Source organism: Spirillospora sp. NPDC029432, assembly GCF_040703975.1.
GTDB lineage: Bacteria > Actinomycetota > Actinomycetes > Streptosporangiales > Streptosporangiaceae > Spirillospora.
In genome coordinates this window covers 56067-74674 of sequence record NZ_JBEZWH010000002.1, presented here as the reverse complement: position 1 = coordinate 74674, position 18608 = coordinate 56067, and the positions used below count along the sequence as shown (strand labels likewise).

Genomic DNA, 18608 nt, shown 5'->3' with positions numbered 1-18608 from the left:
GGCGGGGACTCCCCGCCCGCCGTTCCGCTTTCTCCGAGGAGGGGCATGGACGGGACCGTTCTGTACGAGGCGGCCGGCGGCATCGCGCGGATCACGCTCAACCGGCCCGAGGCGCGCAACGCGCTCAGCGACCAGATGATCGGCGAGCTGCTGGCGGCGTTCGGCCGGGCGTCCGCCGACGGCGCGGTACGGGTGATCGTGCTCACCGGCGCCGGCGACCGGGCCTTCTGCGCCGGGGCGGACCTGGCCGGGCTCGGCGCGGACGGGACGGTGGCCGATCCGGAGGCGATCCGCGCGAGCGCCCCGTACCGGCTGTTCACCGCGTTCCCGAGGCTGGGCAAGCCGGTCATCGCGCGGCTGGCCGGGCACGCGGTGGCGGGCGGGCTCGGGCTGGCGGCGGCCTGCGACCTGGTGATCGCCGCCGATGACGTCACGCTCGGCACTCCGGAGGTGAACGTCGGGCTGTGGCCGATGATGATCATGGCGATCATCAACCGGAACGTGCCGCCGAAGCAGGCGTTCAAGCTCTACTACACCGGCCAGCGGATCAGCGCCGCCGAGGGCCGGGAGATCGGCCTGGTCACCGAGGCGGTGCCGCGCGCCGAGCTGGACGCCCGGGTGGACGAGCTGGCCCGCACGATCGCCGCCAAGAGCCCGATCGGGCTGCGCAGGGGGCGCGAGGCGTTCTTCGCGATCGAGGGGCGGCCGCTGGAGGACCAGGTGGAGCACCTGCTCGGGGAGCTGGTGGAGCTGGCCGCGACCGAGGACGCCAAGGAGGGCATCGCCGCGTTCCTGGAACGGCGCGAGCCCGACTTCAAGGGCCGCTAGGCCATCGTCAGGCTGAGCGTGCGCTGGATGCGGGCGGCGGTCGCCCGCATCCGGTGCACGGACGCCTCCACCTTCGGCAGCCGGCGCGGCGGTACCGACACCGCCAGCGCGCCCACGACCGTGCCGGTGGCGTCGCCGACCGGGACGGCGGCGCAGCCGGTGCCGATCGCGTACTCCTCGCGGTCGATCGAGACGTCGCCGGGCTCGCGCAGCAGGCCGAGCAGCCGGGCGGGGTCGGTGATGGTGTGCGGGGTCAGGTCGACCAGCGGGTGCCGGGCCAGGTAGTCGCGGCGCCGCTCCTCGCTGAGCTGGCCCAGGACGCACTTGCCGACCGCGGTGGCGTGCGCGGCGTCGCTGAAGCCGACCCACAGGTCGACGCGCGGGGCCCGCGGGCCGTCCGCGACGTCGACGATCTGGATCTCGCCGTCGATCTGCATGCCGAAGTAGGCGGCGGCGCCCAGCTCGTCGCGCAGCGCGATCAGGGTGGGCCGGACGCGGGCCAGGACCTGCTGGGTGCGGGTCGGCCCGTGCAGGGACTCGACGCGGTCGCCCAGCACCCACAGCCCGTCCGACAGCCGCATGGCGTAGCCCTCGTGCGCCAGCGTGCGCAGCAGGTGGTAGGTGGTCGCGAGGGGGAGGGCGGCCTCGCGGGCGAGCTGCTTGGCCGGGGCGCCGCCGGGATGCGCGGCCACCGCCTCCATCAGGCGCAGCGCACGCTGCACCGAGGCGATCAGGGTCGGCCTCCGTGTCTCATCCATCACGCACAGCGAACCCTTCCGGCCTCGCGCGGTCAAGGCCTTTGCCGACACTCCCCTTTATTGGAGCACTTTCCGCGTACGCGGGGCGCCGGATTCGACGGTAAGGACACGCTATGGAACGGTCCTTTCACCGTCCGATTCCGGTTTCGCGGCGCGACCGTTTCCGGCGGACGCAAAGGGCGCCTGAAACTTCGCCCAAGATCGCGAATTCCCGTTCCGTTCTGGGTCTGCTCAAGCTCCCGACCGGGGAGTAACTTCGCGGTTGAGGCGAACGGAGAAGCAGCATGAGCGAGCCGAGCCGCAAGACCGCCGAGAGCCCCGCCGCGCCGGACAAGGACGTGGACGCGCGTGCCGCGCGGAAGGTCGCCGAGGAGGCGCGGGACGCCGAATGGCGGCTGCCGAGCTTCGGGAAGCAGCTCTTCCTCGGAGACTTCCGGCTCGATCTCGTGCATCCCCATCCGCGCCCGGACGAGGCGGCGCGGCGGAAGGGGGAGGAGTTCCTGGAGCGGCTCCGGGAATTGTGCGCCACCAAGATCGATCCGGCCGAGATCGAGCGGACCGCGCGCATTCCCGACGGCGTGATCCAGGAACTGCGCGCGATCGGCGCGCTCGGCATGAAGATCCCCGAACGGTACGGCGGGCTCGGCCTCGGCCAGCTCCACTACGGCCGCGCTCTGATGATCGTCGGATCGGTGAACCCGGCGCTGGCCGCGCTGCTGTCGGCGCACCAGTCGATCGGCGTACCGCAGCCGGTGAAGCTGTTCGGCACCGCCGAGCAGAAGGAGACGTGGCTGCCGCGCTGCGCCCGGGAGGTCAGCGCGTTCCTGCTGACCGAGCCGGACGTCGGCTCCGACCCCGCCCGGCTCCGGTCCACCGCCGTCCCGGACGGCGACTCGTACCTGCTGGACGGCGTCAAGCTGTGGACGACCAACGGTGTCGTCGCCGACCTCGTCGTGGTGATGGCGCGCGTGCCGAAGTCCGAGGGGCACCGGGGCGGCATCTCGGCGTTCGTGGTGGACATGTCCACGCCGGGCATCACGGTCGAGCACCGCAACGCGTTCCTGGGGCTCCGCGGCATCGAGAACGGCGTCACCCGGTTCCACCAGGTCAGGGTGCCCGCCGCCAACCTGATCGGGCCGGAGGGCGCCGGCCTCAAGATCGCGCTCACCACGCTCAACACCGGGCGGCTGTCGCTGCCGGCGATCTGCGCCGCGGCCGGCAAGTGGGCCACCAAGATCGCGCGGGAGTGGAGCCGGGAGCGGGTCCAGTGGGGCCGCCCGGTCGGCGAGCACGAGGCCGTCGCGCGCAAGATCGCGTTCATCGCGGCCACGTCGTACGCGATGGAGGCGATGCTCGACCTGTCCGGCCAGCTGGCCGACGACGAGCGCAACGACATCCGGATCGAGGCCGCGCTGGCCAAGCTGTGGTCCTCGGAGATGGCCTGCCGGGTCGCCGACGAGCTGATCCAGGTGCGCGGCGGGCGCGGCTACGAGACCGCCGAGTCGCTGGCGGCCCGCGGCGAGCGCGGCGTCCCGGCCGAGCAGCTGCTGCGCGACCTGCGGATCAACCGGATCTTCGAGGGCTCCACCGAGATCATGCATCTGCTGATCGCCCGCGAGGCGGTGGACGCGCACCTGTCGGTGGCCGGCGACATCATCGACCCCGAGGCGTCCCGCGAGGACAAGGTTCGCGCGGCCGCCCGCGCCGGCGGCTTCTACGCGCGCTGGCTGCCGACGCTGGTGACCGGCGCGGGGCAGCGGCCCGGCTCGTACGCCGAGTTCGGCGCGCTCGCCCGGCACCTGCGGTACGTCGAGCGGGCCTCGCGCAAGCTGGCGCGCTCCACGTTCTACGCGGCCGGGCGCTGGCAGGGCAGGCTGGAGTACAAGCAGGGCTTCCTCGGCCGCATGGTCGACATCGGCGCCGAGCTGTACGCGATGAGCGCGGTCTGCGTACGGGCTCAGGCGGACGCCGCGGCGTCCACGGCGTCCGCGGCGTCCACGGCGTCCTCGGATTCCGCGGAGAGCGCGGAACCGCTGGCCGGAGGCGGTGCGACGGCGCCCGGCCGCTCGGCCCTGCGGCTCGCCGACGCGTTCTGCCGGCAGTCCCGCGTGCGGGTCGAGGAGCTGTTCGACGGGCTCTGGCGCAACACCGACGACCTCGACGTGAAACTCGCCAGACAGGTGCTCGGCGGAGAGTTCACCTGGCTGGAGGAGGGCGTGCTGGACCCGTCCATCCCCGGCCCGTGGATCGCCGCGGCCGAGCCGGGGCCGAGCGAGCGGGACGGGGTGCACCGCACGATCCCCTGACCTGGGCCTCATATGCACTGTGTCGCCATATGAAACTCTCCGCCTGTGATCCGCCCGCGTCATCGGTATGTTGCGGGGAACCAGGAGGGGCGGGAGGCCCGGCGTTGCTCAGCATGGTGGTCGACCAGGTACGCGATCCGGCGCACGATCCGGCGTGGCATCTCGCGCTGGACGAGGCGCTGGCGCGCACCGGCCGCGCCGCCCCCGTGCTGCGCGTCTGGCGGAACGCCCCGAGCGTGATCGTTGGCCGCTTCCAGGACGTCGACCGCGCCGTCGACCTGGCCGGCTGCGCCGAGGACGGGATCCGCGTCGTCCGCCGGGCCACCGGCGGCGCGGCGGTCTACACCGGCCCCGGCACGCTCAACGTCACGCTCGTCCTCCCGCGCGGTTCCTCCCGCCGCCGGGACCCCCGTTCCGGGGCGCCGCCGGGTCTCGGCGAGCTCATGGCCACGGCTGTCGAAGATCTCGGCCCACCGGCCGCGGCGCTCCGGAACGGGTCCGTACGCACCGCGCGGCTGCGCACCAGGCACGCCGACCTCGCGCACGCCGCGGTCCATGTCGTCCCCGACGGCGTCGCCGCCCGCTACATCGCGGGCGAGGAGACGCGCCCGGCGCTCGGCGACCTGACGCCCGGGGCGACGCCCGAACGGCTCGGCGCCGCCCTCATCGCCGCCGCCGAGCACGAATTCGGGACGGTCCGAACACGCCCGCCGAACGCGCTGGAACGCGCCTGCCGCGACTACCTGTTCGCGACCCGGTACGGCGACGTGACCTGGCATCTCATGGGCGGCGCGGGCCCGTCCAGCCAGGCCCGCGAGTTCACCGGACGGTGAGCGGCCGGCTGCGCGGCGCGCCCGGCCCCGACGTGAAATGGCGCGCCTGGGGCATGCCACCGGGGCCGCTGTGGGTAGACTGACGCGACCTTGCGCCAGAGACCGGCCTGCCCCGTACAGGTGCCGGCCCGCGGTCCGGCGAACGCCAAGCCGAAGAGCGAGCGGCTAAACGCACCCAGCGAGCGGGAAGTAATGCAGTCACCAGGTCAGAAGAAGTCCATCACCGGTACCCTCGTCAACCTCCTCGGGAGCGGCCCTCGGCCGCAGCCCGCGGCCCCCACGGCGGGCGACGGCGAGCTCGTCCAGCCGGCCGCCGGCGAGGGCGCCCTGGAGAACCACCTCGGCGGTGACGAGGCGCGCAACTACCGCAAGTACGAGTACGACATGGTCGCGCCGCACGTCGGCCGGTCGCTGCTGGAGATCGGTTCCGGTCTCGGGCACTTCTCCGAGCAGTTCGCCGGCCGCCTCGACTACCTCGCGGTCAGCGACAACGACCCGTACTGCGTGGGCGAGCTGCGCAAGCGGTACGACGGCAACCCCGACGTCGAGGTCCTCGACCTGGAACTGCCCGCCGAGATCGACATCCGGCAGAAGGTCGACACCGTCGTCATGATGAACGTCCTGGAGCACATCAAGGACGACGTCAAGGCGCTGGAGGACCTCGCCTCGGTGACCGAGCCCGGCGGCCGGATCGTCATCTGGGTGCCCGGCTACATGCAGCTGTACGGGGACTTCGACCGCAAGGTCGGGCACGTCACCCGCTACACCCCCGACACCCTGAAGGCGTCGGTCCGCAAGGCCGGGCTGCTGCCGGAGGTGCTCAAGCCGATCAACTTCCTGGGCGGGATCGCCTGGTGGGCGGCCGTCCGCCGCGGCGGCGCCGGCTACCCGGACCCGCGGCTGGTCAAGATCTACGACCGTACCGTCATCCCGCTGACCCGCGGCATCGAGCGCGTCGTGCGCCCGCCGTTCGGGCAGACCGTCTTCTGCGTCGCGCGCGTCCCGCGCTGACGCGGCCCCGGCGGGGGTCACCGCATCCGTCGGCCCGGCGACGGGGGCTGGAGGGGTGCCCCCGTCCCCGGGCCGGCGTCCTCTCTAGAAGAGGGCGAGGCGGTGGGCGGTGGCGGCGGCCTCGCCGCGGCTGGTCACGCCCAGCTTCGCCAGGATGTTGGAGACGTGGACGCTGGCGGTCTTCGCGGAGATGAACAGCGCCGCGGCGATGTCGCGGTTGCTCTGCCCGGCGGCGACCAGCCGCAGCACCTCGAACTCGCGCGGCGTCAGGCCGAGCGGGGCGGCGTCGGCGGGGCGGCGCAGCCGCGCCGACAGCTCGCCGATCTCGTCGCACAGCAGCTTCGCCCTGAGCCCGTGGGCGGCCTCGCCGGCGCGCTCCAGGCGCTCGGCGGCGGCGTCGCGGTCGCCGCGGGCCAGCGCGGCCTCGGCGCCGCGCAGGAGCGACTCGGCCAGCTCGTACGGGCGTCGCAGGTCCCGCCAGGCGGCCGCCGCGGCGTCCCAGCCCGCCAGGGTCTCCGCGCCGCGCACCCGGGCGGCGTACGCGTCGTACGTGAGCCGGTGCGCCGCCTGCGACGGGCTGACCGTGACGAGCCCGGCGGCGCGCTCCTCGATCAGCGGGAACGCCGGGACCCCGCCGATGGCGGCGTCCGGACCGAGCCGCGCGCAGGCCTCCGCGCCGATCACCAGGACGGGCCACGCGAACCGCGCGTCGTCCGGCAGCCCCGGGTTCGCGATCACGCCGCCGATGACCTCCAGCGCCTCCGCCGGCCGGCCCTCGGCCATATGGACCCGGGCCTCCAGCCGGATGGTGGCGAAGTAGTCCTGGGTCTTCAGCCAGCGGGTCTTGAACTCCATGATCTCGTGCGCCTCGTTGAAGCGCCTGCAGGCGGCCTCCACATCGCCGCGGGCCAGCTCGATCTCGCCGGACAGGATGAGCAGCGAGGTGCGGGTGGTGACGGCCGGGTCCTGTTCGAGCGACTGCCGCAGCACGGTCTGCGCCTCGTCCCAGCGGCCCAGCGAGAACAGCGGCTCGGCGAGGTTGATGCCGAGGAACGCGCCCTGCGTGCGGGCCACGCCGAACTCGCGGGCCAGCTCCATGCCGCGCCGGGCCACCGCGACCGCGTCCTCGTGCCGCGCGGCGCCCTCCAGGAAGTGCGACTTGATCACGGCGAACCGCAGCAGCACCCGGTGGTTGCCGGCCGCGTTCGCGGCGGCCTCCGCCTCGTCCAGCAGCGAGTCGCCGCCGTCGTAGTCGACGTCCACGCAGAACAGGGTGCTGAGCGCGTCCGCCTCCGCGGTCGGGTCGCCGACCCGCCGGGCGATCCGCAGCGACTCGGCCGCGGCCTCGCGCGCCCTCGGGATGTCGGTCGTCAGGCGCACGTACTGCGCCAGCGCCGACAGCGCCCGGGCGCGCAGCACCGTCGGCGGGTCGGCGGGCAGGCAGCGGGCCGCCTCCTGGAGGTCCTCGACGAAGCCAGGACGGGCCATCTGGTAGTACATCCGGCCGCGCCGCATCAGCAGCTCGGCGCGCCGCTCGTTCGTCCCCTCGCCGGTGCCCACGGCGCGGAGCGCCGCGGTGGCGAGCTTGACACCGCGCTCGTACTCGCCGGCGTCGTCGGCGGCCGCGGCGGCCAGCTCCATGACCTCGGCGTGCTCGGCGCCGATCCGCTCGGCGGCGTCCGGTACGCGCTCCCACAGCTCCAGCACGCGCGACAGCATCCCCAGGCACTCCGCGTACGCCAGCGCCTTGCGCGCCTCGCCCGCCGCGCGCCACGAGCTGACCAGCGCCCAGGTGGCGTCGTGGGCGGCGTTCCAGTGGTGGCTGAGCTCGACCCACAGCCGCCCGGACGGCACCAGCCCGGGATCGTTCTCCAGCGCCTGGGCGTAGCGGGTGTGCAGGCGGGTGTGCTCGCCCGGCAGCAGGTCGTCGTGGATGGCCTCGCGGATCAGCGCGTGCCGGAACGCGTAGCCGTCGCCGTCCACGACCAGCACGTTGGCGGCGACGGCGGGGCGCAGCACGCGGGTCAGCCGGGAGTCGTCCAGCCGCGACACCGCCGACAGCAGCGCGTGCTCGATGCGGGTGCCGCCGCCGCTGGCGTCGCGGAGCACGTCCTGGGTCTCCTCGGGGAGCCGCTGGACGCCCGCGAGCAGCAGGTCGCGCAGCGATTCGGGCAGCTCGTCGCAGTCGCTCTCCAGCAGGAACTCCACGAACAGCGGGTTGCCCTCGCTCCGCGCGTGGATCCGCTCCACCGCCCTGGCCGTCGGCTCGCCGCCCTGGAGCCCCGCCACCAGGCTCGCGACGTCCGTACGGGTCAGCCGGGCCAGCTCCAGCCGGCGGACCCGGTCGACCCGGGACAGCTCGGCGAGCAGGGGCCGCAGCGGGTGGGTGCGGTGCAGCTCGTCCGTCCGGTACGTGACGACGATCAGCAGCGGTGCGGTGTCGGCGTTGCGGATCAGGAACGCCAGCAGGTCGCGGGTGGAGCGGTCGGCCCAGTGCGCGTCCTCGATGACCAGCACGACGGGGCCCTCGTCGGCGAGCCGCTCCAGCAGGATCAGGACCAGCTCGAACAGCCGGGCCCGCTCCTGCCCGGACGCGGCCTCGCCCTCGGGCTCGCCGAACTCGGGCAGCAGCCGCGCCAGCCCGCCGGCGTCGCCCCGGGGCAGCAGCCCCGCGACCCCGTCGATGCCGATGTCGCGGACTAGGCCGCGCAGCACGGTCGTGAACGGCGCGAACGGCAGCCCGTCCGAGCCCAGCTCCAGGCAGCCGCCGACCAGCACCCTGGCCCGCCCCTCGACGGCGGCCCCGAACTCGCGGACCAGCCGGGTCTTGCCCAGCCCCGCCTCGCCGCCCACCAGGACGGCTCCGGGTGCCTCGGCGAGCGCCCCTTCCAGAACTTCCAGTTCGGCCGACCGGCCGACCAGCATCGCACGCGCGCTCACGCTTCAAGGATGCCAGGGGAGTGCGACAAAACGTACGGGATTTTCAGCCCGACCAGCCCTGGCCGCCGTGTTCGTCCAGCTCGGCGACCGGCCCCGGCCCCAGCGGCGGGTGGACGGCCGTGCGCACCGGCGAGCCCAGGTCCCCGTCCTCGATCACCCGCCGGTGCCGGAAGTGCCGGTGCGCCATCATCTCCGCCCGGTCCAGCACCGGCGCGACCGGCGCCCCCGCCGCCTCCAGCAGGCCGATCGCCGTGTCACGGTCCAGTGCCGCCACGGCCTTCGCGATCACCGCGTCGATCTCCGCGACCCGGCCCATCCGGTCGGTGAACGGAATCCCGGCGAGGTCGGGCAGCTCCAGCGCGCGGCAGGTCGCGGCCCAGAGCCGCTCCTCCGACACCACGCCCAGCGTGATCGCGTGCCCGTCCCGGGTGGGGTAGATCCCGTACCCCGGCACGGGCCCCGGCCGGTAGCCGGTCACCCGCTCCGGCCCGTTCGCCGCCTCCGGAACGGTCGCGACCCAGTGCGCCAGCACGTCCGTCATGCCGAGGTCGACGCGGTCTCCGATCCCGGTCGCGCGCGCCTTCAGGCAGGCCGCGGTGATCGCGAAGGCGGCCATCGTGGCCGCGCCCATGTCCGCCACCGGAAGCTCGTCCGTCTCCGGCGACATGGCGTCCGAGGGCAGCGAACCCGAGTACGCCCGGTAGTTGATGTCGTGGCCGGGCACCGCCGACAGCGGCCCGTGCGCGCCGTACCCGGACAGCGAGCAGTAGACCAGCCCCGGGTTGAGGGCCAGCAGGGCCTCGTGCCCGACGCCGAGCCGGTCGGCCACCCCCGGGCGGAAGCCCTCCACGAACACCTCGGCGTCCCGCGCCAGCTCCAGGCACCGCGCCAGGCCCGCCGGGTCCTTGAGGTCGAGCGCGACGCTGCGCTTGTGCTGGTTGAGCAGGTCGAAGTGGCTCCGGAACATCCGCATCGGCTCGCCGCCGGGCGGCTCCACCTTGATCACGTCCGCGCCCAGCTGCGCGAGCAGCTGGGTGGTGTACGGCCCCGGCCGCCACATCGTCAGATCCAGCACCCGCAGCCCGTCCAGCAGCGCCATCGCACCCTCCCTTGATCACTCCTCACGCTGCCGGTACCGCGCCGCCCGAGTCAAGCGAGCGCTTGGTGGAATTGCCCGCCGGGTCAGCGGGCCGCGCCGGGGCGGCGGTAGACGAGGTCCGGAACGGGCCCGCCGGCGGCGGCGGCGGGCGCGCGGACGAGGTGGTGGTCGGGGGATAGGGAGCAGGCGGGGTCGGTGCGGGTGGGGTCGCCGGTGAGGGCGTGGGCTTGGCAGCGGCAGCCGCCGTGGTCGATGTCGCGGCGGGGGCAGTCGTTGCAGGGTCCGGTCATCCATGCGGTGCCGCGGTAGGCGTTGAAGGCCGGGGAGTCCTCCCAGATCCAGGACAGGGGGCGGTCGCGGACGTTGGGTGGCGCCAGGTCGGTGATGGCGTAGGCGGCCGGGCAGGGCAGTGCGGTGCCGTCGGGGGCGACGGTGATCGAGCGGGCGCCCCAGCCGCCCATGCAGGGCTTGGGGACGCCTTCGTAGTAGTCGGGCATCACCCATACCAGTTCGGGTGTGCTGTGCTGCTGGCGCCAGGCCGCGACGGTGGTCTTGGCGTGGTCGAGTTGGTCGCGGGTGGGTAGCAGGGCGGCGCGGTTGTGCAGGGCCCAGCCGTAGAACTGGGTGTTGGCCAGTTCGATGCGGTCGGCGCCCCAGTGGGCGCCGACTTCGATGATCTGTTGGAGGTTGTCGAGGTTGCGGCGGTGCAGGACGACGTTGAGTCCGAACGGCAGCCCGGCCGCGCGGATCACGCGTGCGGCCTGCTGTTTGGCGGTGTAGGACTCGCGTCCCGCGATGAGGTCGGAGCCGGGGCGGCGGGCGTCTTGGAGGGAGATCTGGACGCTGTTGAGCCCGGCTGCGGCCAGTTCGTCCAGGCGTTCGGGGGTGAGTCCGAGGCCGGAGGTGACGAGTTGGGTGTAGATGCCGGCGCGGTGTGCTGCGGCGATGATGTCGGTCAGGTCGCGGCGCAGCAGTGGCTCGCCGCCGGAGATGTGTGCTTGGACGACGCCGAGGTCGGCGGCCTCGCCGAACACTCGCGCCCATTCGGCGGTGTTCAGTTCGGCGCTGGTGCGGACGAGTTGGAGGGGGTTGGAGCAGTACGGGCAGTGCAGCGGGCAGGCGTGGGTGACCTCCGCGAGCAACGCCCAGGGCGCGGGTGGGGCGGAGGGGGCGGGTGCGCTTGAGGTGGCGGCCGTGGCGTCGTCGGGGGTGCCGGGCGGTGGGGTCATCGCAGCCAGCCTTGGGTGCGGACGCGGTCCAGGAAGGCGGGGACCTCGGCGTCGAGTGGGGCGTCGGGGAACGTTTCGGCCAGTTCGGCGACGATGGCGGGGACGGTGCGGGTGCCGTCGCACAGCCGCAGGATCCGGCCGCCCGCGCCGCTGAGCCGTACCGCACGTTCGGGCATCAGCAGCAGATCGGTGCCGCGCACCCGGTCGTACCGGAGCACGATGGAACGATCCAGCACGGGACGCCACGAGGCGTCCGCGGGCTCAGCGGGCATCGCGCACCTCCGCGTTCTCGACCGCGTCCAGCAGCGACCACAGCACGTCGCACTTGAACGTGAACCCGGCCAGCACCCGCTCTTGGTCGGCCCGCGTCCGCGCCCATGCGTGCACCAACGCCAGCGCCTCCTCGGAGTCACGGCGGCCCTGCCCCACCCGCACCTGGAAGTAGCGCAGCCCCTCCGGCTCCACCCACGGGTAGTGCCGCTCCCACGCCGCGATCCGCGTCGTCATCAGGTCCGGCGCGAACATCTCGGTCAGCGACGACGCGACCGCCTCCAGCGTGGAGGCGTTCCGGCAGAAGTTGACGTAGCCGTCCACCGCCAGCCGGACGCCCGGCAGGACGCCCTCGCCGGACAGCAGCGCGGCCCGGTCCAGCCCGGCGGCCTCGCCCAGCCGCAGCCACCGCTCGATGCCTCCGCCGTCCCCGCCGTCCGGGCTCCCGTCGTGGTCGTGGATGCGGCGGATCCAGGAGCGCCGCAGCTCCCGCGAGCCGAGCTTGGCCAGGATCAGCGCGTCCTTGATCGGGATGTGCCGCTGGTAGTGGAACCGGTTGAGGATCCAGCGCCGCAGCTCGTCCCGGCTCAGCAGGCCCTCGTGCATGCGCAGGTTGAACGGGTGGCGATGGTGGTACCGCTCCGCGGCCAGCGCCCGGAGCCGCTCCTCCACCTCGGCGTCGGGCATCCTGCCGCCGGTCGCGTCCTGGACGCGCTCGTCCTGTACGGGCGTGCTCACAGTTCGATCAACGCTCCCTCCCGGGCGACCTCGATCCCCGCCGCGGCCAGCCGCCGGTGCCCGGCGTCGTCCGGATCGACGAGGGGGTTGGTGTTGTTGAGGTGGGTGTAGAGGCGCCGCGCGGCGGGCAGCTCGGCCAGCCGTCCGGCCGTGCCGCCGGGGCCGGTGATCGGCAGGTGGCCCATCCGGGTGGCCGTCCGATCGGTGAAGCCGGCGCGGCGGGGCTCGTCGTCGTCCCAGAACGTGCCGTCGAAGAAGACGCAGTCGGCGCCGCTCAGCGCCTCGTCCAGCTCCTTCGGCCAGGCGGCCAGGCACGGCGCGTACACCAGGACCCTGCCGCTGCGCCGGTCGCGCACCCGCAGCGCCACCACCCAGCCGTCCTCACCACCGGCGTCCAGATCGGCGGCGTACCGGGGCCGCTTGCCCGACACCCGCACGCCCTGGACCTCCAGCGGACCGCCGTCCAGCACCTCCAGGCCCTTCTCCGGCAGCGCCGCCCAGCTCACGCCTGCGTACGGGCCCAGCACCGCGTCCAGTCGCAGCCCGCCCGACAGTGCCGCGCGCACCGCCCCGGTGGCCACGATCCGCAGGCCCGACGCCTCCCGCAGCCGTGGAATCCCCAGCGTGTGGTCGAGTTCGGCGTCGGTGAGGATCACCCCGGCCAGCGGAGTGTCGCGGCGCCCCGGCCCGGGGTGCAGTTGCGGGCACGCCTCGATCTGCTCGCCGATGTCGGGCGTCGCGTTGACCACGTACCACCGCCCCGGCCCGGCCTCCACCGCGATCGAGGCATGCCGACGCCGCCGGCGGGCCGGATCGGCACGGGCGGCGGCGCACCCCGCGCACGCGCAGTTCCACTGGGGCACACCACCACCCGCCGCGGTGCCGAGAACCAGCAGCCGCATCGCGAGCCGATCAGCTCTCGGCGGTGAAGTACGCCGTGACCTCCAGCGAGGTCTCCACGATCTCGAAGTCGGGCGTGACCCAGCGGGCCCCGCGGTCGTCGTTCCGGCCGGTGTCGGTGGTGTGCTCCGTCATCACGCTGCACCTTCCTGTCGGGGAACGCCCGGCACGCACTGAAAGCGCTTTCCGAGCGCGTACGGTGGTGATCGTACGTCGTTTCTGAAAGCGCTTCCAGTCCCTACCTGGATCGTCAGCGGCGCAGCCGGTGCCAGGGTCCGGTGATGGCGAAGGTCACGCCGGGCGTGTACCGGTTGGCGAACAGCGTCCGGCCGTCCGGTGAGAACGCCACCCCCGCCATCTCCGAGTCGTTGAGCGCGTTGCGGGCCAGCGCGAACGGCCGGCCCTCCCTCGTGACGCCGACGAGGAAGATCTCCCCGTCGCCGTCCTCGGCCAGCACCACGCCGCCCCCGTACGGGGACACGGTGATGTTGTCAGGGGAGTCGTAGCGCCCGCCCGGCTTGAACACCAGCTCCAGTTCGAGCGTCCGGAGCCGCGGGTCGTAGCGCCACACCTGCCCGGCGTGCTCGGCGGGCGAGCCGTTCGCGGCGCGGGCGAAGCTCGTCACGAAGTACGCCGAGTTCCGTCCCCACCAGGCGCCCTCCAGCTTCTCGCCCCGGGTGACGGGATCGACCTGCATGCGCGTGGACTCGCTCGCGGCCTCGGGGTCGGGTACGTCCACCCACCGCACGTTCCGGAACCGCGTCCCCGCCTCCTGGACGAGCGACAGGTCCGGCAGTCCGGGCACGTGCATCGCCTGGAGCAGCCCGCCGGCCCGGTACGCCCCGTACCGCTTGGCGGTGACGTCCGGCAGGAAGCGGTAGAGCAGCCCGAACGGCGCCTTCGCGTCCTCGGTGAGGTAGCAGATCCGGCTCGCCGGGTCGATCGCGACGGCCTCGTGCCAGAACCGGCCGAGGCCCTTCAGCGGCACCGGATCGGCGTTGCGGCGCGGATCCTCCGGGTCGATCTCGAAGACCCAGCCGTGGCTCCGCGTCTCGCCGTCGAAGCCCTCGGTCTCCTCGCAGGTCAGCCAGGTGCCCCACGGGGTCGTGCCGCCGGCGCAGTTGGCGAAGGTGCCGCCCAGGCTGATGTGGTGGCCGAGCAGCTCCCCGTCCCGCGAGACCTCCATCGTCGTGGTGCCGCCGTGCGCGGCGGGATCGTAGGTCAGCTCCGGCGGGGCGGCGACCCGTCCGTCCGGCCCGCGCTGCTCGTGGTTGCGGACCAGCCGCCAGGTGCCGTGCCGGCGTCCCCGGAAGACGGCCATGCCGTCGTGCGCGCCGGGGACGACGGTGTCCCCGATCGGGGACCCCTGCGGCGAGATCGTCCGGTAGGAGAAGCCCTCCGGCAGGTCGAGCAGGCCGTCCGGGTCGGGCACCAGGGGGCCGTAGCCGTGCGCCTCCCCGGGACCGGCGCCGGCCGCGGCCGGCCGGAACAGCGCGTCCAGGCTGCCGGTGAAGGCGATCGCCAGCCCGGAGCCGGCCAGGAAGCGTCGTCGTGGTACGGACATCGGATCCTCCTCAGGAGTCAGTCGCGGGGGTCCCAGCCGTCGGGATCGACGGTGAGCTCGTCGGGGAACGCCCCGGCCACGGCGTCCCAGGGCACGAACTTGAAGTCGGTGTTGGCGCGCGGCTCGCCGTCCGGGCCGGTGACGTCCGGGGTGTTCCGGCCGTCGTGGACGACCAGCAGCCCCTCGTCGAACCGGTCGCCGAGATCGACGTTCAGCACGTCGGCCCCGTCCGACTCCTGCACGCCGTCGGTGCGCCCGGCGGAGACGGTGAACGCGCCGACGAACGCGTTGCCGGGCTCGCGGTCGTACACGGTGAACGTGTCGTCGCCCTGGCCGGAGGCGAGCAGGTAGCCCTCGCGGTCCCCGGCGTAGTAGATCGTGAGCCCTTCGGCGTCGGCGCTCAGATGGCGCCCGCCGTATCCGGGGTCGTCCTCGTAGTGGACGACGCACTCGTCGGCGGCCGCGTCGTAGGTCCACGGGACGCCGTACTCGCGCACCCGGTCGACGATCTGGGCGCTCCCGAGCCCGCCGCGTACCGGGATGCGCCAGATGCCCACGTCCTCCTGGGCCGCGTACAGGATGCCGCGCTCGCGGTCGACGACCATGCCCTCGACCTGCGGCAGCTCGCCGGGCTCGCCGCACGGCCGCCACGCCGTGCCGTCCGGCAGCGTGAACGTGTGCGGCAGATCGATGGTGTCCACCACCCGGTAGCCGACGCGGCCACCGGTGGTGACCAGCTCGGCCATGGCGACGGTCGTGTGGTTGTTGCGGCTGACCGTGGCGTACCGGCGGCCTGTGGAACGGTCCAACCATGTCGCCAGGCCGTACGCCGTTGCCTCCTCGTTGACCTCCGACTGGTCGGCGGAGAACAGGAACGGCACCCCGGCCGCGGTGACGTCCCGCAGCGGCGGCGCGCCCCGCCGGGCCGCGTGCGGGTCGATCGTGTAGATCCGCAGCCGGTCGTGGCCGCGGTCGCTGACCACCGCGATGTCCGCGCCGCCGGGCCCGGCGCCGTACAGGAGATCGACGTTGTTGAACCGGCCCGGCGCGTCGCCGGGGTCGGGCGCGGGCGGCGCGGCGACGGCCTGGCGCTCGCGGCCGGACAGGTCGTACACCGACAGGCCGGCGTCCTTCTTGGTGGCGATCACGAGACCGGAGCCTTCGGCCCATGGATGGGCCCAGATCGCGGGATCGTCGCCGTCGGCGTTCCCGCCCGCGTCGTCGTCGAACAGCGCGGGCGTCTCCAGCGCCGCCGGCACGGCGACCACGCCGGTCCCGGCGGCGGCGGCCGGAGCCGCGGCGAGCACGGCGAGGCAGGCGAGCGTTCCGGCCAGGGAACGCGCTTGGAGCGTTCCAAGTAAGCCCGGGAAGAGCTTCCTCTGCATGGCGTCCTCCGAATGGAGCCAGTGAGACGGGTCGCCCCCGAAACCACCCTGCGGCGGTGGACGGAACGGTCCACCGAACGCCCCGCCGCGTCAACACCCGTCCACCCCCGCCCCACGTCAGCCCCGCTGTCCGGTTCCGGACAGCCCCCGGGTACGCCGGGCGGCACCCCCTCCGAGCCCCTGCACCGCCTGTTGACGGCCCGCCCGGCCCGGGTGAGGCGCCTGCCGCCGGCCGTGAGCCTGGCGGGGTGGTCGAGGGTGGCAGCCCATGGCACGCGGTTCGACGCCAGGTCGGCGGGCGCGGCAGGTCGGGGCGCGACCAGCCCAAGTTGGCGGAGTGAGGGCATCCGGAGCGCGCTCGCGACTATTGACGCCTCGTCCAGCTCGGGGGACGCTGACCGCGTGTGGCCAGGTGACCTGGGTGTTTCCGCGGGTTAGAGGGCGTGGAGGTGGTGGAGATCCGTTTCTCGATCTTCTACGAGCATCAGCTGCCCAGGCCATGGGACGAGGGCGGCGAGCGGCGGCTCTACCGGGACGCGCTGGAGCAGATCGAGATCGCCGACCGGGCGGGGTTCGACACCGTCTGGGCGGTCGAGCACCACTTCCTTGAGGAGTACAGCCACTCGGCGGCGCCCGAGGTGTTCCTGGCCGCGGCCTCGCAGCGGACGGAGCGGATCCGGCTCGGGCACGGGATCGTCCAGCTGCCGCCCCGGGTGAACCATCCGGCGCGGGTCGCCGAGCGGATCGCGACGCTGGACCTGGTGTCCGGCGGGCGCGTCGAGTTCGGGACGGGGGAGTCCAGCTCGTCCGCCGAACTGGGCGGATTCGGTGTCCGCCGCACCGAGAAGCGGGAGCAGTGGCAGGACGCGATCGACGCGATCACCCGGATGTTCGTGGAGGAGCCGTTCGCCGGATGGAGCTCCCCGCATCTGCGGATGCCGCCGCGCAATGTCATTCCCAAGACCGTGCAGAAACCGCATCCGCCGCTGTGGGTGGCCTGCTCGCGGCGGGAGACCATCGAGTTCGCGGCCCGGAACGGCATCGGCGCGCTGGCGTTCTCGTTCATCGAGCCGGAGGACGCGGGCCGGTGGGTGCGGAGCTACTACGAACTGCTCGCTTCCGAGGAATGCGTTCCGGCGGGCTTCTCGGTGAATCCGAACGTCGCCGTCGTCCTGCCGATGATGCTGCACGAGGACGAGGAGACGGCGATCGACCGCGGTATCGACGGCGCCCATTTCTTCGGCTTCGCGCTCGCCCACTACTACGGGACGACGCCGCACGATCCGGGCCGTGCCGACGTGTGGCGGCAATTCCAGGAAAGGCGGGCCGCCCGCGGCTTCTCCCGCGACCAGGTCACCGCCCGGGCCGAGGCGCTGAACGTCAACATCGGCTCCCTCCGCGGCGCCGTCGGGACGCCCGCGCAGGTCACCGAGCTGATCGAACGCTACGAGTCGGTCGGCATCGACCAGATCTCGTTCGTCCTCCAGGCCGGCCCCAACCGGCACGAGCACATCTGCGAGTCGCTGGAACTCTTCGGCCGTGAAGTGCTCCCGCGTTTCACCGAAGGGCGCGAGGAAAGGGAGGCGGAGAAGGCCGAACGCCTGGCCCCGGCGATCGAGGCGGCCCTCGCCCGCCGCGCGGCGCCGCGTTCGCTGCCGCGCGGCTACCGGATCGACGAGGACGCCGAAGTGGCACGGGCCGAAAAGGGCTCCCGCCGCCGCGCGCCACTGGACGACGCCCGCGCCGCGGGCCGGCGCCGCATACGGCAGGGCCTCTACCGCCTGGTCGGCGACCGCCCGGACGCGCAGCTGGAACGCCGCTTCGGCGCGAACGCGCAGCGCGTCTTCTTCGCCGGAATGGCCCGCGCGTACGATCCGGACGCCGGAATCGAGGGCGAGCTGGAATTCCGGCTGTCCCGCCCCGGAATGGTCCACTACTGGACCATCGAGATCCGCGACGGCCGCGCCCGCGCCCGTACCGGACGGGCACGCAAGCCCGCCCTGACGGTCACCACGGGGACCGCCGACTTCCTCCGCATCCTTTCGGGCCGCGCGAATCCGGCCGTGCTCCTGATGGACGGCCGCCTGAAGCTCAGCGGCGACGTGGAACTGGCCCCGAAACTGAGCGAGATGTTCGGCGGCCCCTCCCCGTACTAGGGCACGTAGGCCGTCTGGCTGAAGGGCCCCTTGCCGAACGCGAGGATCTTGGTCGCCTCGACGGCGAAGACGTGCGCCACCCCTTCCCCGTCCGCGGGGCGGTGGGCGCGGCCGTCGTCGGTCACCTCGTACCGCCACTGGCCGTCCCACTTGCCCGCCCACGCGGCGGCGAGCCGTTCGAGCGTGGCGCGGTCGGTGACGCGCCTCGCCTCGCCCTCGACGCTCACGTCCAGGCCGTGCCGCCACTCGTCGGTGCCGGTGGTCAGGACGACGTGCGGATTACCGGCGATGTTCACCGCCTTCTGCTCCTCCGGGCCGGTGCTGAAGTGGAGGGCCCCGTCGAGCCAGACGGCCACCAGCGGCGTGACGTGGGGCCGCCCGTCGGCGCGGACGGTGGTGATCCAGAACATCTGCGCGGACTCCAGCACCGCGCGGGCGGCCGCCCAGGGCGTCGCCTCGGCGCCGGCCTCGCTGAACCGGCCGTCGAACCGTACTTTCGGATCCTGCATGGTCGCTCCCTGAGGTCAGGACGGCACGCGCCTTCATCCAGGCCCGTACCCACCGTCAGCCGCCCGGGACGCCCAGCGGCTC

The 18608-nt window shown here is 73.5% G+C and carries 16 protein-coding genes; 5 read left to right on the top strand and 11 right to left on the bottom strand.

All coding sequences use genetic code 11. The features are described 5' to 3' along the window. Nucleotides 1–45: 45 nt before the first annotated feature. A complete protein-coding gene (locus AB0881_RS01780; protein WP_366613528.1) occupies nucleotides 46–828 on the top strand; it encodes an enoyl-CoA hydratase-related protein in 783 nt (260 codons plus the stop codon). On the opposite strand, the gene AB0881_RS01775 is transcribed toward AB0881_RS01780, so the two are convergent. Then, nucleotides 825–1586, bottom strand: coding sequence for an IclR family transcriptional regulator (locus tag AB0881_RS01775; protein ID WP_366613527.1), 762 nt, complete (start codon nucleotides 1584–1586; stop codon nucleotides 825–827). The genes AB0881_RS01780 and AB0881_RS01775 overlap by 4 nt on opposite strands. Before the next feature lie 284 nt (nucleotides 1587–1870). Here AB0881_RS01775 and AB0881_RS01770 point away from each other — a divergent pair, with 284 nt between their 5' ends. The 3 genes from AB0881_RS01770 to AB0881_RS01760 all read left to right on the top strand — a co-directional run bounded on the left by AB0881_RS01770 (nucleotide 1871) and on the right by AB0881_RS01760 (nucleotide 5736). Further along, entirely contained in the window at nucleotides 1871–3892 is a 2022-nt protein-coding gene (locus AB0881_RS01770) for an acyl-CoA dehydrogenase family protein (RefSeq protein ID WP_366613526.1), read from the top strand. 104 nt (nucleotides 3893–3996) lie between these two features. Continuing rightward, nucleotides 3997–4725: a hypothetical protein gene (locus AB0881_RS01765; RefSeq protein WP_366613525.1), complete on the top strand. Its 729-nt coding sequence runs from the start codon at nucleotides 3997–3999 to the stop codon at nucleotides 4723–4725. Between the two features lie 192 nt (nucleotides 4726–4917). After that, nucleotides 4918–5736, top strand: coding sequence for a class I SAM-dependent methyltransferase (locus tag AB0881_RS01760; RefSeq protein ID WP_366613524.1), 819 nt, complete (start codon nucleotides 4918–4920; stop codon nucleotides 5734–5736). An 84-nt stretch (nucleotides 5737–5820) separates the two neighbouring features. Here the strand turns inward: AB0881_RS01760 and AB0881_RS01755 are convergent, their stop codons facing one another. From AB0881_RS01755 to AB0881_RS01715, 9 genes are all read right to left on the bottom strand, one after another. Further along, the gene (locus AB0881_RS01755; RefSeq protein ID WP_366613523.1) at nucleotides 5821–8676 is read right to left on the bottom strand and encodes an AAA family ATPase; all 2856 of its coding nucleotides are present in this window, start codon (nucleotides 8674–8676) and stop codon (nucleotides 5821–5823) included. Between the two features lie 43 nt (nucleotides 8677–8719). Next, nucleotides 8720–9775, bottom strand: a complete 1056-nt coding sequence (locus AB0881_RS01750; RefSeq protein WP_366613522.1) for a CoA transferase — start codon at nucleotides 9773–9775, stop codon at nucleotides 8720–8722. An 83-nt stretch (nucleotides 9776–9858) separates the two neighbouring features. Then, nucleotides 9859–11004 carry a pyrroloquinoline quinone biosynthesis protein PqqE gene (pqqE, locus tag AB0881_RS01745; RefSeq protein WP_366613521.1) on the bottom strand — a complete coding sequence of 382 codons (1146 nt, stop codon included), beginning with the start codon at nucleotides 11002–11004 and terminating at the stop codon, nucleotides 9859–9861. Further along, nucleotides 11001–11276, bottom strand: coding sequence for a pyrroloquinoline quinone biosynthesis peptide chaperone PqqD (pqqD, locus tag AB0881_RS01740; RefSeq protein WP_366613520.1), 276 nt, complete (start codon nucleotides 11274–11276; stop codon nucleotides 11001–11003). Before pqqD ends, pqqE begins: the two co-directional genes overlap by 4 nt. Beyond that, complete coding sequence (gene pqqC, locus AB0881_RS01735) at nucleotides 11266–12012, bottom strand: pyrroloquinoline-quinone synthase PqqC (RefSeq protein WP_366613519.1); 747 nt, start codon at nucleotides 12010–12012, stop codon at nucleotides 11266–11268. The genes pqqD and pqqC overlap by 11 nt, the downstream gene beginning before the upstream one ends. After that, on the bottom strand, nucleotides 12009–12914 hold the full coding sequence (pqqB, locus tag AB0881_RS01730) for a pyrroloquinoline quinone biosynthesis protein PqqB (protein ID WP_366613518.1): 906 nt from the start codon (nucleotides 12912–12914) through the stop codon (nucleotides 12009–12011). Before pqqB ends, pqqC begins: the two co-directional genes overlap by 4 nt. A gap of 10 nt (nucleotides 12915–12924) precedes the next feature. Next, nucleotides 12925–13047 (bottom strand): pyrroloquinoline quinone precursor peptide PqqA, encoded by a 123-nt coding sequence (pqqA, locus tag AB0881_RS01725; RefSeq protein WP_366613517.1) that lies wholly within the window; start codon nucleotides 13045–13047, stop codon nucleotides 12925–12927. 115 nt (nucleotides 13048–13162) lie between these two features. Next, on the bottom strand, nucleotides 13163–14476 hold the full coding sequence (locus tag AB0881_RS01720; RefSeq protein ID WP_366613516.1) for an alkaline phosphatase PhoX: 1314 nt from the start codon (nucleotides 14474–14476) through the stop codon (nucleotides 13163–13165). A 17-nt stretch (nucleotides 14477–14493) separates the two neighbouring features. Continuing rightward, nucleotides 14494–15861 carry a phytase gene (locus AB0881_RS01715; RefSeq protein ID WP_366613515.1) on the bottom strand — a complete coding sequence of 456 codons (1368 nt, stop codon included), beginning with the start codon at nucleotides 15859–15861 and terminating at the stop codon, nucleotides 14494–14496. Between the two features lie 449 nt (nucleotides 15862–16310). Between AB0881_RS01715 and AB0881_RS01710 the strand changes: the two genes are divergently transcribed. Beyond that, entirely contained in the window at nucleotides 16311–18017 is a 1707-nt protein-coding gene (locus AB0881_RS01710) for an LLM class flavin-dependent oxidoreductase (protein WP_366613514.1), read from the top strand. Here AB0881_RS01710 and AB0881_RS01705 read toward each other — a convergent pair. Beyond that, nucleotides 18014–18526 carry a pyridoxamine 5'-phosphate oxidase family protein gene (locus AB0881_RS01705; RefSeq protein ID WP_366613513.1) on the bottom strand — a complete coding sequence of 171 codons (513 nt, stop codon included), beginning with the start codon at nucleotides 18524–18526 and terminating at the stop codon, nucleotides 18014–18016. The genes AB0881_RS01710 and AB0881_RS01705 overlap by 4 nt on opposite strands. Nucleotides 18527–18608: the final 82 nt, after the last annotated feature.